Source organism: Cutibacterium nasicola (assembly GCF_052654715.2).
This window is the reverse complement of record NZ_CP199745.2, coordinates 709,140-723,976: the sequence shown is the minus strand read 5'-3', so window position 1 is coordinate 723,976 and position 14,837 is coordinate 709,140. Positions and strand designations below refer to the sequence as shown.

The window sequence follows — 14,837 nt, the reverse complement described above, 5'->3', positions numbered from 1 at the left end:
TGTGCGGCGGCGCGGGATTGCGTCACCTCCTGATGCATCACCGTCCGCCCGCCTGCCGTGGCAAGACCGTGGGCGTCCGGTCGTTGATGACGTCGATGCATGCGAAGTCAGTCCGAAACATTCCGGACTGCCCGGCCAGCGTACGACATGAAGTGGCGATCAAGCCAATCGTGATGGGCCTGCTCGGATCACTGCTCGTCTCCCGGATCACCGATCCTCTCCGCGTGTCCACCCCGTCATCCCGACGCTGACAGACCACAGTAGGTGTGGTGAATTCTCGCCCTGACTCCCCGCGCCTTCCGAGTGCGCTCTCGGTGCCCATCGAGGACTTCTGCGATCACCTGACAACTCTGCATCGCTCCCCCCACACCATTCGTGGTTACCGGGCTGATCTCACTGACCTCATGGAGCACGTACACGACCACGGCGTCGACTCCATCGGAGGCATCGACACCACTGGCGTGCGCACCTGGCTGGCCGACACCCGGCTGGCCGGCGCAACAGCGGCCACCATGCAACGCCGTTGGTCAGCGGCCCGGGTCTTCTTCCGGTGGGCATCCAACGAGGGACTCATCGACGGGAACCCGACAGCCGACCTGTCCTCGGCCAAGGTTCCGAAACGTCTGCCGGCCACCCTCGGCGTCGAGCAGGCCCGTCACATCCTCGACGATGCGATTGCCGAGGCTCGCAACGATGAGTCCCCCCAGGGAGCCCGTGATGCCGCCATCCTGGAAGTACTCTATGGCGGCGGCCTTCGCGTCGGTGAGCTGTGCGGCCTGGACCTGGGTGACGTCGACCGGTCTCGTCGAACGGTGCGCGTGACCGGCAAGGGGAACAAGCAACGCACCGTGCCGATGGGAGAGCCCGCGCTACGCGCAGTCGACGAATGGCTGACGCGTCGCCAGGAGTGGGTCTGTCCCACGTCGGGGGCAGCGCTCTTCCTGGGCACCCGCGGAGGACGGATCGATCAACGAGTGGTGAGACGCATCGTCCACACCCATCTGCGAGCCGAACCGGACTCCCCCGACCTGGGACCCCACGGACTGCGTCACGCCATGGCGACGCACCTTCTGGAAGGCGGAGCTGATCTACGCACCGTCCAGGAGATGCTGGGGCATGAATCGCTGTCCACCACTCAGATCTACACCCACGTGTCCGCCGAGAGACTGCGGACGGCATTCCATCAAGCTCATCCCCGGGCGTGACCCCCTCGGGCCACCGCCCGAGTCACATGCTCGTCGATGAGTGACTCCCCGTCACGACCGGCTCCCAGCCATGGCGGCATCAACGTGCCGGTGGACACCGTCGGAGTCTTCACACCGGGTAGCTCCCTGGGATGTCGCAGGCCTTGTCTACCTGATGCCATCCGCGCTCGCCCCTGCGTCGGCAGGAGACGTACCTCAATGTCCAACAGGGTCATCGGGTTCTGATATTCGGTTCCTTTCTTGAGTCCCCAGTGCAGACAAGTGCGGGCACATGGCGGCCCCACACCCACCAGCCCAATGACCTGACCAGGAATGACGACCTCCCCCACCTCCACGACGGGAACCACCGGCATGTGAGTGGTCCGCCGCCCGTCGGGCAACATGATGCTGACCACCCCGGCGCCGGCGACCTGCCCGGCGAAGACGACGACCCCGGCGGTGACTGTCCTCACGGGTTCTCCAGGTGATGCCGCGAACTCGACCCCACGGCTACCAGGCAACCACGGCTTGGCCGGAGGATCGAACCCCTTGGTCACGGAACCGGGCACGGGCGGACGTCTCCGCACCGGCACACCAAGATCGCTCGTGGGCCGTGCTCGCCACGCCAGAGCTTCTGCGGGCGGGGCCGCAACACTGTGGGTAGGGGCAGGAAGAACCAACAGACATGTCCCGATGACGATGATCAACACACTGACACAAACAGATCTCCTCACATCTTCAGTTGTCGTCCGACGCCGCGAAATCCGCCATCTTTTTCCGCGCTGTGGACAACCTCGTGACATTGGACGTCACCGGTTGTGGACAGTCCCGCGTCCTGCATTGTCTGACCTTGTGGATCGCTCATCGTGAGTAGGCTTCCAGCCATGGCTGTCACCCCAGTTCTTGCCTGTCATCGCACCACCGATACCTCAGCCGGAGGCATTACCGCATGGCAGTTGGCGGATGAGTCCGATGGGCTCCACACCGAGGTCGGCGGCACCTGCCACCTCGGAGACGCGTCCTGGGTGACACCACTGAACAACGTGGTCGCGGTGCTCTGCGAACGTGACAATACCCTGTGGATCGTCCATCCCGGCCGCCACTTCCAGGTCGTCGGAACCATTGAGTTGGAAGGTCAATGGCCCTGCCACGGAGCCGTCGATCCCACCGGTCGGCTCATGGCGATCACCGATTACGCCTCTGGCCAGGTTGAGTTCGTGGATCTGTCGGACCTGGCCCGGCCAAAGGTGCGCCACGTACTGGATCTGGGCAAGGACTGCACTTTCCCCGGCTCGCTGCCAGACCGTCAGGAAGGGCCTCACCCCCACCAGGTGACCTGGTTGGATCGTGCCCACCTCGCCGTCACCGACCTGGGAGCAGACCGCATCCATGTCCTGCGTTGGAGCGAGGCTGCCCCTGAGGTCATTGATTCTCTCACGACCCCTGCCGGTGTGGGCCCTCGTCACCTCACCCTCACCGAGGACGGCCGAAAACAGATCCTCACCGTCGCGGGAGAATTGTCCGCGACGGTCAGCACGTGGTCCCGGCCCACCGGACACGACATGTGGGCCCGGGGGTGGCGATTTGTCACCGAGACACCGTCGTCGCGCTGGTCAAAGGTCCCTTCCCGGAGAGGTCATCCCTGCCAAGCCGCTGCCCAGCCATCTGCAATCGTGTCCTCCCCGAATGGCCAACACTTCGTCGCCAACCGTCTGGTGGGAAGTATCGGGGTGCTGGAAGGCCGGTTCGGACGACTCGAGCTGGTCGACGAGTTCGACACCACCGGGGCCAATCCGCGCGACATCACCGTCACCACCCAGAACGGCACCCGAGTCTGGGCTGCGCTGCCGGACGAGGGCCACATCGCAGTTCATCGGCGCGACGACCACACCGGCACGTGGCAGGTCGAGACGACCATCGACCAACCCGGGGTCATGCGGGTGCTCGTCGGCCCCACCATCGGGTGATCACCGGCACCTGCCCACTCGTGAGACAATCACCTTGGACACTCATCAACCTCAGGAGATCAGTCATGCGCAAGCACACCCCCAATGACGACCCCCGTTGGGAGGATCTGTTCAAAGGTGGGTCCCTGCGCCGGGTCACCCGGTGGGGGGAGCCTGTTCTCCACGCTCAGACCCGCCCGGTCACCGAGTTCGACGAGGATCTGACGACCCTCATTCGTGACATGTTCACCACCATGGACGCCGCCGACGGTGTGGGTCTTGCCGCCACCCAGGTCGGTGTTGACCTGTCGTTGTTCGTCTACATCTGCCCGGACGCCGACAACATCATCCACCACGGTGCCTTCTGCAACCCGGTCGTCACCTTGCCGGAGGGACGCGAGCGTCGCCTCGAGGCTGCTGACGAGGGCTGCCTCTCGTGGCCCGGCGGATTCCAGTCCCTGGCCCGCCCCGACCTGGCCACTTGCACCGGCCAAGACCCGTGGGGCAACGACACCACCGTCACCGGAACCGGTTTCTTCGCCCGCTGCCTGCAGCACGAGACCGACCACTGCAACGGAGTCGTCTTCGGAGACCGGCTCTCCAAACGTTCGCGTCGCAAGCTCGACGAGCGGCACGACAGGGTGGCCCATCTGTACCCCGACGACTGGCCGCTCACCCCGAAGGGCTGATCTGCGAAGAGTTGATCGGCGAGGCCATGACGTCCCTCAATTCGTAACAGGCCACTGCTGCGGCTGCGGCGACGTTGAGGGAATCAACTCCTGCGACCATCGGGATGCGTACCACGACGTCAGCCTGACTGATCCAGTGGGCCGACAGGCCCGCCCCCTCGGTGCCCATGAGCAGGGCAACCCTGCGTGGACTGGCTCGCAGGTCCGCGGAGAACTCGTCCAGGGTGACTGAGTCGTCATTCAGGGCCATGGCCGCCACCGTGAAGCCGTGGTTACGCAGCTCGTCGAGACCACCCGACCAGTCCTCGAGCCTGGCCCAGGGCAACTGGAAGACGGTTCCCATCGACGTCTTGATGGCTCGCCGGTAGAGCGGGTCAGCCGCGCGGGGGGCCAACAGGACACCATCCCACCCAATGCCTGCGGCGCACCGGATGATCGCTCCGACATTGGTGTGGTCCACGATGTCCTCGCACACCACCAGCCGTCGAGCATTCATGAGATCGGCAGTGCTCCAGCGCGTCTGCCGACACATCGACGCCAGAGCACCACGGTGGACGTGGAACCCGGTCACCTGCTCGGCCAGGGCCTCGGAGACGACGTAGACCTCGACGTCGAGGTCGTCGAAGAGATCGCGCAGACCGTCGATCCAGCGCGGAGCCAACAGGAATGACCTGGGCGGGTACCCCGCTTCACAGGCGCGCCGGATGACCTTCGCCCCCTCCGCGATGAAGAGCCCCTGCTCAGCCTCCAAGGACTTGCGAAGGTTGACGTCGCGCAAGCTGACGTAGTCGGCCAGGCGGGTATCAGCCGGATCATCGATGTCTGTGAACGTTGCCATCGCTCCAATCTACCGGTGGCTATCGTGGACAGGTGAGTTCTGCCAAGCCACGCCGCACGCTGCCCGTTGACGGATTCGTCATCGCCATCGTCGTGACAGCCATCATTGGGTCGATCCTTCCCGCCTCAGGATCGGCTGTCCCCATCGTCACACACGGGGTGACCGTCCTCATCTTCATCTTGTTCTTCCTCTACGGTGCCCGTCTGGAGCCGCGAGAGACGCTGGACGGCCTGAAGAACTGGAGATTGCAGGGCGCGATCCTGGCCTCCACCTTCATCATCTTCCCGCTCATCGGGCTGGCAATGAAGGCCCTCGTACCGTGGGCCCTGCCGGCGACCCTGTACGTCGGCATGTTGTGGATCTGCCTGGTGCCCTCGACGGTGCAGTCATCGATCAACTTCACCTCGATCGCCCATGGCAATGTCGCGGGGGCGATCGTGGCGGCCACGATATCGAATCTGCTGGGTACCTTCCTCACCCCGGTACTCGCACTGCTGTTGATGTCGACCACCGGTGGTCTCAAGATCCAACCGTCCAGCTTCCTGGACGTCATCCTACAGTTGCTGCTCCCCTTCGTGCTCGGCCAGCTTTCACGACGCTGGACAGCCGACTTCGTGCAGAAGCACCGCAAGCCGCTGAAGTACGTCGACCAGGGCTCGATCATCCTCGTCGTCTACTCGGCCTTCTCCGAGGGCATGCGTGAACACATGTGGTCCCTGGTGTCCCCAGCCTCCATGGCCGTCCTGACGATCATCTGCCTGGCCTTGTTGATCTTCATGCTCTGGCTCACCTGGGTGGGCTCGGGATGGCTCGGATTCAACCGTGAAGACCGCATTGCAACTCAGTTCTGCGGCACCAAGAAGTCCCTGGCCACCGGTCTGCCGATGGCGACAGTGCTCTTCGCTGCTCAGCCGGTTGCCCTCATCGTCCTGCCCCTCATGATCTTCCACCTCACCCAGCTCATCGCCTGCGGCGTTCTGGCCGGTCGCTATGCCCGCCAGTGGGAGGAAGCCCAGCCGTCATGACGCAGACCCTCTGACGACGGGAACCTCTGCGCGCACGAACACGGGGCGGGATCACAGTGATCCCGCCCCCCATCAGATCATTGGGTCTGGGAAGGCCACTACCCACCGAATTGCTGGCCCCATACCGCTGATTCAGGTGGGTCGGTCGACGAGGTCGTCGGCCTGGGGCCTCCCACTATTCCTGGCTGGTGGTTGTTCCGGCCGACTCATCCTCGGCCTGGGCCTCGACCGGGGCTGGAGCCGGAATCTGGGTGCCGGTCACCTGGCCGCGGTCCTTGTGACGCTTGCCGGACAGCCCCGGGTTCTCGAGCTTGGCAGCTTCCTGAATGGCCTGCTGGACGGTGGCCTCGGACGCTTCTTTCTCCTCAACCTTCTGAGCCTCGATCTCGGCGAAGACGTCAACCTTCTCAGGCGCGGTGAACCGGCTCGGATCGGCGACCGAGAATCCGTCCTTGTCGGATCCTTGAGGTGCACCGCCGGCCATCGACCCTAGGCCCTTGAGGGCGTCGTTGAGCTCGGAAGGCACGACCCACACCTTGTTGGAGTCGCCGTGGGCCAGGGTCGGCAGCATCTGCATGTACTGGTAGGCCAGCAGGCCTTGGTCAGGCTGTCCGGCGTGGATGGCGTTGAACACCGTCGTGATGGCTTGGGCCTCGCCCTCGGCTCGCAGCATCTGAGCCTGACGGTCAGCCTGGGCATGCAGCACTGCGGCCTCACGATCGCCCTGGGCACGCAGAATTGCCGACTCCCGGTCGCCACCGGCCGACAAGATCTGGGACTGCCGCTGGCCCTCTGCCAGCAGAATCGCAGCTCGCTTGTCGCGCTCGGCACGGGCACCCTTCTCCATCGCGTCACGGATGGTGGGCGGCGGTTCAATGGCACGCAGCTCAACTCGGTTGACCTTGATACCCCACTTGCCAGTGGCCTCGTCGAGAACCGCGCGCAGCTTCTGGTTGATCTCCTCACGGCTGGTGAGAGCGGCCTCCATGTCCATGCCACCGATGATGTTTCGCAGCGTCGTCATGGTGAGCTGCTCGATCGCCGTCTTGTAGGACTGGGCCTCGTAGGCGGCACGCTCGGGGTCAACGATCTGGAAGTAGATGACCGAGTCGATGTTGACCATCAGGTTGTCCTCGGTGATGACTCCCTGCGGCGGGAAGGGGACGACCTGTTCACGCATGTCGAGGTTGTACTGCACGCGATCGATGATGGGGATGACCAGGTGGGGGCCAGGGGTGAGACGTCGGTTGAACTTACCGAGTCGCTCGACCAAGCCGATCTTCTGCTGGTGGACGATCTTGATGCTCGAGGCCAAGACGGCGACGAGCAGCGCAAGGATCACCAGAACCGTGATGAACTGGGGCATGGAAACTCCTGCAAAGGGTCGTGGACGGTGCCGGTCACGCCATGGCACCGTGTTCATCATCCCAGATCAGGGAAAAATTTTCAGATCACGGACCGAGGCTCCTGCAAACTGGATATACAACGAGAGTTGTCCCGTCCACCTCGAAGACCTCGACCTTCTCACCGGAAGCAATCGCCATGCCCGGCTCGAAGGCTCGTGCCGACCACTCCTCGCCCTCGACCTTGACCTGCCCGTGGCCATCCGTGATCTGCGTGGTGGCGACCCCGCTCGAGCCGACCAGCTTGTCGAGGGAGGACCGGTATCCGGGAGCTTCCCGGACTCGTCGTAACAGGGTGGGACGCAGCACAGCCAGCATGAGGACGGCGACAGTCACGGCCACGATCGCCTGGACCAAGACCATCCCCGGCAGGAAGAAAGCCGTGATGGCACCAGCAGCCGCCCCACCGGCCAACATCAGCAAGGTGAAATCGCCGGTGAGCATCTCGGTACAGGCCAGCACTGCCGAGCCAACCAGCCAGACCAGCCACGGCCAGTCCTTCACGTGATCCATCACGGTACTCTCCCGTCGTCAGGTGGTCCTACATTCAGTGGGCAGCGCGGGCATTCCATCGGCCATCAACGTGACTGACGGTCAGCGGTGTCCCGAAAGCACCCGAGAGAACCTCGGAGGTCAGGGTCGTCTCGACCGGCCCGGCAGCCACGATGTGCCCGTCGGCCATCACCAAGGCATGGGTGACGCCAGCCGGGATCTCCTCCAGGTGATGGGTGACGAGCATCGAGGCAGGGGCATCAGGATCGGTGAAGATGGACGAGAGCACGTCAACCAACTGCTCACGACCTGCGAGGTCGAGGCCCGCGGCGGGCTCGTCCATGAGCAGCAGCTCAGGATCGGTCATGAGCGCACGGGCAATCTCGACCCGTTTGCGCTCCCCCTCGCTGAGGGAGCCCCAGGTGCGATCGGCCATTCCGACCAGGCCCATGCGCTCCAGCAGTTCTTCCGCGCGGTCGACGTCCTGCTCGCCGTAGGCCTCACGCCAGCGTCCGACGACACCCCAGGCAGCCGAGACCACGATGTTGCCGACCTTCTCCTGGGCCGGGATACGATGCGCCAGGGCCGAGGAGGCCATGCCGATGCGAGGACGCAGCTCGAAGACGTCAACGGCGCCGAGGATCTCGTCAAGGATCTCGACCAGTCCCACGGTGGGGTGAAGCTGAACTCCCAGCACCTGCAGAAGGGTCGTCTTTCCCGCTCCATTGGGACCGATCAACACCCAGCGCTGGCCGTCTTCGACGTCGAGGTCGACGTTGTCGAGGATCCATCGATCCCCGCGTCGGACTCCCACGCCTGCCAACTGCGCCACTGCATTCATGGGAATGAACCTACCGTGTACCGGCGACATTGACGGTCTGGCGCGACGAGATCGACATGGTGGCGTTGTCAGCTGTGACCGTCGGTGCCGTGTGAGTGCGTTCTAGTCTGGGCAAGTGCTCGAGATCTGCTGCCGTCTCACCTGCCTCCTCAACGACCTGTGTGCCGGTCGCACCACAGCTGCGCACGCTGAGGCCGAACTCCTGGAAATGGCGGCAGCCCACCATGTTCATGACCCCGAGGAGGTCCTCGGCCTGTCCGAGCACGATCCCCTGGTGTCGGTCCCGATTCGGATGGCTCTGTCCCGGATCTCCCACGTCCCCCACGACTCCCCGGTGTTCTGGGGCCTCCTGCTGCCCGCCCCCGGCCATCTCACCGGACTGCGAGGTCCGGCACCGTTCAACCACGCCGCCATCGATGCCGGGGCCGTCATCATCTGCCACCAGGGCTGCTCGTCCATTCCCGCCGGTACCTCGTGGATTCCTCAGCCTGTCGGCCCCGCCATGCAGTGGACGATTGTCCGAGGAGCGTCTCCGCTGTCCCCACCAACCCCGGCTGAGGCGACGGCCCTGCTCCGCTCGGCGATGACGGCCACGGCATCCCAGCTCAACGATCTGGGCATGGCCGCCGGGGAACGCCCCGACACCATTGCCCCGCATCTGACTGGTCACCGTCCTGCTGACCAACGGCTGTTCGACTCGGCCTGGACCGTATTGACCGCCTGTGACGCCGGGATGGCGTCCACCCCCCAGATGATCACGGCCCACGGCGCGCACACGAGAGAAGCGGCGCTGCGCCGGTTGCGCAATGCCGCCTCCCAAGCGATCACAGCAGCCACCTCGTGGCCGCAGACATGATCAGGCTCCGGTTGAACCCATGCCTCCGTCGACGTGGATCATCTCGCCGGTGGTGGCGGGGAACCAATCAGACAACAGGGCAACAATTCCCTTGGCGGCCGCAGTGGTGTCCTTGGTGTCCCAGCCGAGCGGGGCACGCTCACCCCACAAGTCGTTGAAGGCGTCAGCGCCGGGAATGGCCGTCTTGGCCATGGTGTCCAGCGGGCCAGCCGAGACGAGGTTGCAGCGCACTCCCTTGGGACCCATGTAACGGGCCAGGTAACGGTTGGCCGACTCCAGGCCGGCCTTGGCAACTCCCATCCAGTCATAGAAGGGCCACGAGACGGTGGCATCGAAAGTCAGACCGACGACCGAAGCATGCTCGGCGAGCATCCCGTCGAGCGCGGTGATGAGGGAGACGTAGGAGTAGGTGGAGGTGTGGACCGCCACTGAGACGTCGTCCCACTCGGTCTCGAGGAACTTGCCGCCCAGGGCAGTCTTCGGGTTGGCGAAGGCGATGGCGTGGACGACGCCGTCCAGCTTCTCCACCGCGAGGTCACGCAGCTGCTGTGGCAGAGCAGCGAGTTGGTCGGCGTCGGTGACGTCGAGCTCCAGCACCTCCGGCACCGGGTCGAGCTTGCGCACCGCACGACGGGTGACCCCGACGGCCCGCGGCAGGTTGGCGACGATGACCCGTGCCCCCTGCTCCTGGGCGATCTGAGCCACCTTGAAAGCGATGGAGGTGTGCATCGTCACGCCGGTGACGAGAATGGTGCGTCCTTCGAGAAGTCCCATGGTGATGTCCTTACGGTCGATGGGGAGGATGGATGTACGTGGTTTCAGTGGCCCATGCCGAGTCCGCCGTCAACGGGGATCACGGCACCGGAGATGTAGCCGGCGGAGTCGCTGACGAGGAAGCGGACGGCGGCGACGACGTCGTCAACCGTTCCCAGTCGCTTGGCCGGGATGCGCTCCAGATAGCTCTCGACGACTTTCTCAGGCAGTTCGTCAGTCATGTCGGTGGAGATGAAACCGGGAGCGACGAGGTTGCAGGTGATGCCACGGGCACCGAGCTCGCGGGTGAGGGACCGGGCGATACCGACCATGCCGGCCTTCGACGCAGCGTAGTTGACCTGGCCAGGCGAGCCGAGCAGGCCGACCACCGAGGAGGTCAGGACGATGCGTCCGAACCGGGCGCGGGTCATCGCTCTGGCAGCGCGACGAATGACACGGTAGGCACCAATGAGGTTGGTGTCGACGACGTCGGTGAAGTCCTCCTCCTTCATACGGGCGAGGAGCCCGTCCCGAGTGATGCCAGCGTTGGCGACGAGCACCTCGACCGGGCCGAGCTCCTGTTCCACCTGGCTGAATGCTGCGTCCACGGAGTCTGCGTCGGTGACATCGCAGGCAACCGGCAGCACCCCCTCAGGTGCGGTGGCCGAGCGACTTGTGGCAGCCACTCGGTATCCCTGTGCGTGCAGATCTGCGGCGATCGCGGCCCCGATACCGCGCGATCCACCTGTGACGAGGGCCACGCGGCCCGGGGTGTCTGGACTCATGGAATGAACCTATCGCACGTCACCACCGAGAACTGGAAAGGTTCGACCTGAGTGGCGTCGTGGACCTAGGCTGGAGAGCGTGAGGACGCTGCGGGCTCGGTGGGTGGCTCTGACCTTCCTGGTCACGGTGCTGAGCCTGGCCATGGTCCGGCTCATCTACTCCGACACCATCGGCAAGGTCAACCGGTCCTCCGCTACCATCGACGGAGAGGACAACGGCGCGACCCCCGAAGAGTCCGGGACAACCGAGACGAGGACGGTCACCACGTGATGCCGACCTTGTCCCTGGCCCTGCCGTGGTTGGTGTGTCCGACCTGCCAACGCCGCGGCCATGAAAGATCCCTGAACCTCGATGGGCATTCCCTGCGCTGCGGCGAAGGCCATTGTCTCGACATCGCCAGGCAAGGCCATGTGACGATGACGACCTCCCCTTCCGGGGCGAATGCTGACACCCCCGCGATGGTCGCGTCACGTCAGCGGGTACTCGATGCCGGTCTCTTCCGCGACCTCGACGGTCGTCTCACCGAGATCCTTGCCGATGGCGGGAACATCGTCGAGGTCGGGGCCGGAACGGGACATCACCTGGCACAGGTTCTCGAAGCTCACACACGTACCCTCGGTCTGGCCACTGATGTCTCGCCAGCCGCCATTCGCAAGGCGGCCAGGGCCCATCCTCGGATGGCAGCCGTCGTCGCCGACACCTGGGTCGGTCTACCGATCCGCACCGGGTGCATGGACGCTGTGCTGTGCGCGTTCGCGCCGCGCAACCGCGATGAATTCGCACGCATCCTGCGTCCCGACGGCCTCCTCGTCGTCGTCACTCCGCTACCCGAGCATCTGCATCAGCTACGCGAGGCGACCGGGATGATCGGTATCCAACCCCACAAGCATGACGAACTCGTGGCAGGTCTGGAATCACGGTTCGCGGTTGCCGGACACGAGGAGGTCCGCACCACCGTAGGCCTCGATGGGCCGACAGCCTCGGACGTCATCGCAATGGGACCCAGCGCCCACCACGTCCAGGACGTTCATGTGGATGCGGTGGAGGTCACCTCAGCGGTGGAGATCACCACCCTGGCCCCGCGCTGATCGCGGTCGACACGAACAACCTCTCAGAACTGGCGAGGCTCAGCGGCGTGCTCGGCCTCGTCAAGTCGACGACGGGCCTTGCGCAACTTGCGGTCGGCCTTCTCAGCCTTGGCACGGTGCTTGTTGAGGGTCGCCCTGGCCTTCTTGCGGCGGGACTTCCCGGCTCCCTTGCGACGCAGCTTCTTCAGCGCCTTCTCGGCCTTGCGTGCCTTGCGGTCGGCCTTCTCGGCCCGGGCCACGGCCGCCTCTACGGCCAGTCGGAGGGCCTTGAGGTCGGGCTGCTCGTCAACCTGATCCTTCGTCGACGCGGCGGGTTCGTCCTGCGACGTCGTCTGCTTCTGTTCGGAGGCTGGCAGCTCCTGTGCCGAGTCAGCGGGTGATTCCTGCTGCACGGTCTGGCGCGCGGCCTTGGTCTCAGGAGACGCCGGGTCAGCACCACCGCGTGGACGGAACTTCACCCCGGCTTCCCGCAGAAGCTTCTGCACCAGCCCGTACGATCGTCCGGACTCGCGTGCCAAGGACCGGATGGACGCACCTGCGTTGTAGCGACCCGCCAATTCCTCGGCCATCGCCTGCCTGGCCTCACCGACCAGTCTGGGCGCACGTGTGACCATCAGCTCTCCTTGACGACGTCCTGTGCGCCTTCATGTTACGGCATGTCACAGCCGCCAGAAGTGCAACATCAGGCCAGACTGATGAGCTCGGCGTAGTCAGCGCTCCACATGTCCTCGGTGCCGTCGGGCAGCACGAGTACCCGATCTGGGTCGAGGGCATGAACGGCTCCCTCATCGTGGGTGACCAGAACGATCGCTCCGCCGAAGTGACCGATGGCATCGAGAACCTGCTCCCGACTGGCTGGGTCGAGGTTGTTGGTCGGCTCATCGAGCAACAACACATTGGCCGAGGACACGACGAGGGTGGCCAGAGCAAGACGGGTCTTCTCACCACCGGAGAGCACCCCGGCCAGCTTGTACACGTCGTCACCGGTGAAGAGGAACGACCCCAAGACCTTGCGTATCTCGGTCTCGTTGAGATCAGCTGCTGCGCTGGCCATGTTCTCCAACACGGTGCGATCCATGTCCAGCAGGTCGTGCTCCTGGGCGAAGTACCCCAGTTTGAGGCCATGCCCGGCAATGACCTCACCGGTGTCGGGGGTCTCGTTGCCTGCCAGGATCCGCAGCAGTGTCGTCTTGCCAGCGCCATTGAGCCCCAGGACGACGACCTGGGATCCCCGGTCGATGGCCAGGTCCACTCCGGTGAAGACCTCCAGGGACCCGTAGGTCTTCGTGAGGTTGCGGGCCATGAGCGGCGTCTTGCCACAGGGGGCCGGATTTGGGAAGCGGATGGCAGCCACCTTGTCGACGGCCCTCTCCCCCTCGACCTCGGCGAGCAGTTTCTCGGCGCGTCGGGCCATCTGTTGGGCGGCAACGGCCTTCGTCGCCTTGGCATGAAGCTTGTCAGCCTGGGCCTGCAGGGCAGCAGCCTTGCGTTCGGCGTTGATCCTCTCCTTGTGACGACGCTTCTCGTCAGCAGCCCGCTGCTCGAGGTAGAGCTTCCAGCCCATGGAGTAGATGTCGAGGGTGGCGCGGTTGGCGTCCAGGTGGAAGACCTTGTTGACGGTTGCCTCCACCAGCCCGGTGTCGTGGGAGATCATGAGAACCCCACCTGAGTAGGACTGCAGGAAGCTGCGCAGCCAGACGATGGAGTCGGCGTCCAGGTGGTTGGTCGGCTCGTCGAGGAGAAGGGTGTCCGCCCCGGAGAAGAGGATGCGCGCCAGTTCGACCCGGCGGCGCTGACCGCCGGAGAGATTCTTGAGCGGCTGGGACAGCACGCGATCGTCTAGGCCCAGGTTCGACGCGATTCGGGCGGCCTCGGCAGAGGCTCCGTAACCGCCGGCAGCGACAAGACGGTCCTCGGCCTTGGAGTACTTGTCCATCGCGACGGCCCGCTCCTCGTCGGAGCCGTTGGCCATCTGGTCCTCAAGGGTGCGCATCCGCTCGATCATGTGGTCCAGACCACGAGCCGAGAGGATTCGTGCTCGGGCGATGGTCTCCATGTCAGGATCGCGGGGATCCTGAGGAAGATAGCCGAGTTCCCCAGCACGCCTCACCAAACCTGCCGCGGGAAGTCCCTCACCAGCGAGGATGCGTGTCAGGGTCGTCTTGCCGGCACCATTTCGACCCACCAAACCGATCTTGTCCCCAGCGGCGACCTGGAAACTCACCGGGTTGAGCAGGAGCCTGGCTCCGACCCGCACCTCCACATCCTTGACCTGCAGCACCGGCCCATCTTCCCCCGTCCTGACGCCTTGGACCAAATGGAGACCTCGGAGGAATCAGCGCCTCAAGGTCATGGGGACGTGATCGATGCCTGCCTCGTCGAAGTGCGGCCCAGTGGCGACGAAACCGACATTGCCGTACCAATTCTCCAGGTGGGACTGGGCGTGCACAGTGACCTGTCTGCCGTCGGCTGGCGTGAGTTCAAAGGTGACAATGCCTTGTCCAGAGTCTTCCTGGAGGGAGCCGGGTTCAGTTCCGCGCGTGAAAGGAGACATCATCCCCACGTCTTGACAGAATGTCAGACATGAGTACCCCACGCCGAGCAGCACCAGAAGACGACGACCTTGAACAGGCCGCCCGTTCATGGCGCCGATACCTGATTCTCGTCATCTGCGGTGTTGTCGTCGCGGTGCTTGGATTGGGCATTTTCGGATATCTCGCGTGGTGGTCCCTCTGTGACCAGGCCGGCGGGGTGTGCCAGCGCGGTGAACCCGTCACCTACTGGTGTTCCGTGGTCGCCCTGGGCGTTCTGGGCCTCATCATTGGCGTCCTGACACAGATCTGGTTGGAGAAACGGTGGTGGCACCTGGTGGCCATCGTCGTTCCGGCAGTGCTGGTCGTCGCTGGCGTCATCTTCTGGTTCGCCGTCTGAGAAGG

At 64.6% G+C, this 14,837-nt stretch carries 17 protein-coding genes and 1 pseudogene; 8 read left to right on the top strand and 10 right to left on the bottom strand.

Going from position 1 to position 14,837, the window contains the following annotated elements; genetic code table 11:
• Positions 1-269 precede the first annotated feature (269 nt).
• Positions 270-1,205, top strand: a complete 936-nt coding sequence (locus ACUCCZ_RS03325) for a tyrosine recombinase XerC (protein ID WP_435918095.1) — start codon at positions 270-272, stop codon at positions 1,203-1,205.
• Here the strand turns inward: ACUCCZ_RS03325 and ACUCCZ_RS03320 are convergent.
• Positions 1,190-1,657, bottom strand: a complete 468-nt coding sequence (locus ACUCCZ_RS03320) for a M23 family metallopeptidase (RefSeq protein ID WP_435918096.1) — start codon at positions 1,655-1,657, stop codon at positions 1,190-1,192. The genes ACUCCZ_RS03325 and ACUCCZ_RS03320 overlap by 16 nt on opposite strands.
• A 411-nt stretch (positions 1,658-2,068) precedes the next feature.
• Here ACUCCZ_RS03320 and ACUCCZ_RS03315 point away from each other — a divergent pair, with 411 nt between their 5' ends.
• Positions 2,069-3,151 (top strand): lactonase family protein, encoded by a 1,083-nt coding sequence (locus ACUCCZ_RS03315; protein ID WP_435918097.1) that lies wholly within the window; start codon positions 2,069-2,071, stop codon positions 3,149-3,151.
• A gap of 65 nt (positions 3,152-3,216) precedes the next feature.
• The gene (gene def / locus ACUCCZ_RS03310) at positions 3,217-3,819 is read left to right on the top strand and encodes a peptide deformylase (protein ID WP_435918098.1); all 603 of its coding nucleotides are present in this window, start codon (positions 3,217-3,219) and stop codon (positions 3,817-3,819) included.
• Here the strand turns inward: def and ACUCCZ_RS03305 are convergent.
• Entirely contained in the window at positions 3,803-4,657 is an 855-nt protein-coding gene (locus tag ACUCCZ_RS03305; RefSeq protein ID WP_435918099.1) for a TrmH family RNA methyltransferase, read from the bottom strand. The two genes, def and ACUCCZ_RS03305, sit on opposite strands and share 17 nt — an antisense overlap.
• A 32-nt stretch (positions 4,658-4,689) precedes the next feature.
• On the opposite strand from ACUCCZ_RS03305, the gene ACUCCZ_RS03300 reads away from it, so the two are divergent.
• Positions 4,690-5,682, top strand: coding sequence for a bile acid:sodium symporter family protein (locus tag ACUCCZ_RS03300; RefSeq protein ID WP_435918100.1), 993 nt, complete (start codon positions 4,690-4,692; stop codon positions 5,680-5,682).
• Positions 5,683-5,857: 175 nt separating this feature from the next.
• Here the strand turns inward: ACUCCZ_RS03300 and ACUCCZ_RS03295 are convergent, their stop codons facing one another.
• The 3 genes from ACUCCZ_RS03295 to ACUCCZ_RS03285 form a co-directional block, all read right to left on the bottom strand.
• Complete coding sequence (locus ACUCCZ_RS03295) at positions 5,858-7,048, bottom strand: SPFH domain-containing protein (protein ID WP_435918101.1); 1,191 nt, start codon at positions 7,046-7,048, stop codon at positions 5,858-5,860.
• A gap of 85 nt (positions 7,049-7,133) precedes the next feature.
• On the bottom strand, positions 7,134-7,598 hold the full coding sequence (locus ACUCCZ_RS03290; protein ID WP_435918102.1) for an NfeD family protein: 465 nt from the start codon (positions 7,596-7,598) through the stop codon (positions 7,134-7,136).
• Positions 7,599-7,632: 34 nt separating this feature from the next.
• On the bottom strand, positions 7,633-8,418 hold the full coding sequence (locus tag ACUCCZ_RS03285) for an ABC transporter ATP-binding protein (RefSeq protein WP_435918103.1): 786 nt from the start codon (positions 8,416-8,418) through the stop codon (positions 7,633-7,635).
• 115 nt (positions 8,419-8,533) lie between these two features.
• Here ACUCCZ_RS03285 and ACUCCZ_RS03280 point away from each other — a divergent pair, with 115 nt between their 5' ends.
• Positions 8,534-9,274 (top strand): hypothetical protein, encoded by a 741-nt coding sequence (locus ACUCCZ_RS03280; protein WP_435918104.1) that lies wholly within the window; start codon positions 8,534-8,536, stop codon positions 9,272-9,274.
• On the opposite strand, the gene fabI is transcribed toward ACUCCZ_RS03280, so the two are convergent.
• Positions 9,275-10,048 carry an enoyl-ACP reductase FabI gene (gene fabI, locus ACUCCZ_RS03275; protein WP_435918105.1) on the bottom strand — a complete coding sequence of 258 codons (774 nt, stop codon included), beginning with the start codon at positions 10,046-10,048 and terminating at the stop codon, positions 9,275-9,277. It abuts the gene before it with no gap.
• A 44-nt stretch (positions 10,049-10,092) separates the two neighbouring features.
• Complete coding sequence (gene fabG, locus ACUCCZ_RS03270; protein WP_435918106.1) at positions 10,093-10,812, bottom strand: 3-oxoacyl-ACP reductase FabG; 720 nt, start codon at positions 10,810-10,812, stop codon at positions 10,093-10,095.
• Between the two features lie 79 nt (positions 10,813-10,891).
• On the opposite strand from fabG, the gene ACUCCZ_RS03265 reads away from it, so the two are divergent.
• Together ACUCCZ_RS03265 and ACUCCZ_RS03260 are read left to right on the top strand one after the other, a co-directional pair.
• Positions 10,892-11,083 carry a hypothetical protein gene (locus ACUCCZ_RS03265; RefSeq protein WP_435918107.1) on the top strand — a complete coding sequence of 64 codons (192 nt, stop codon included), beginning with the start codon at positions 10,892-10,894 and terminating at the stop codon, positions 11,081-11,083.
• 146 nt (positions 11,084-11,229) lie between these two features.
• On the top strand, positions 11,230-11,901 hold the full coding sequence (locus ACUCCZ_RS03260) for a methyltransferase domain-containing protein (RefSeq protein WP_435918163.1): 672 nt from the start codon (positions 11,230-11,232) through the stop codon (positions 11,899-11,901).
• 23 nt (positions 11,902-11,924) lie between these two features.
• On the opposite strand, the gene ACUCCZ_RS03255 is transcribed toward ACUCCZ_RS03260, so the two are convergent.
• The 3 genes and pseudogenes from ACUCCZ_RS03255 to ACUCCZ_RS03245 all read right to left on the bottom strand — a co-directional run.
• A complete protein-coding gene (locus tag ACUCCZ_RS03255) occupies positions 11,925-12,515 on the bottom strand; it encodes a helix-turn-helix domain-containing protein (RefSeq protein WP_435918108.1) in 591 nt (196 codons plus the stop codon).
• 68 nt (positions 12,516-12,583) lie between these two features.
• On the bottom strand, positions 12,584-14,182 hold the full coding sequence (locus ACUCCZ_RS03250) for an ABC-F family ATP-binding cassette domain-containing protein (protein WP_435918109.1): 1,599 nt from the start codon (positions 14,180-14,182) through the stop codon (positions 12,584-12,586).
• 54 nt (positions 14,183-14,236) lie between these two features.
• Positions 14,237-14,377, bottom strand: a pseudogene (locus ACUCCZ_RS03245) (GNAT family N-acetyltransferase); the annotation flags it as partial.
• Positions 14,378-14,475: 98 nt separating this feature from the next.
• Here ACUCCZ_RS03245 and ACUCCZ_RS03240 point away from each other — a divergent pair.
• A complete protein-coding gene (locus ACUCCZ_RS03240) occupies positions 14,476-14,832 on the top strand; it encodes a hypothetical protein (RefSeq protein ID WP_435918110.1) in 357 nt (118 codons plus the stop codon).
• The last annotated feature ends 5 nt before the right edge of the window (positions 14,833-14,837 follow it).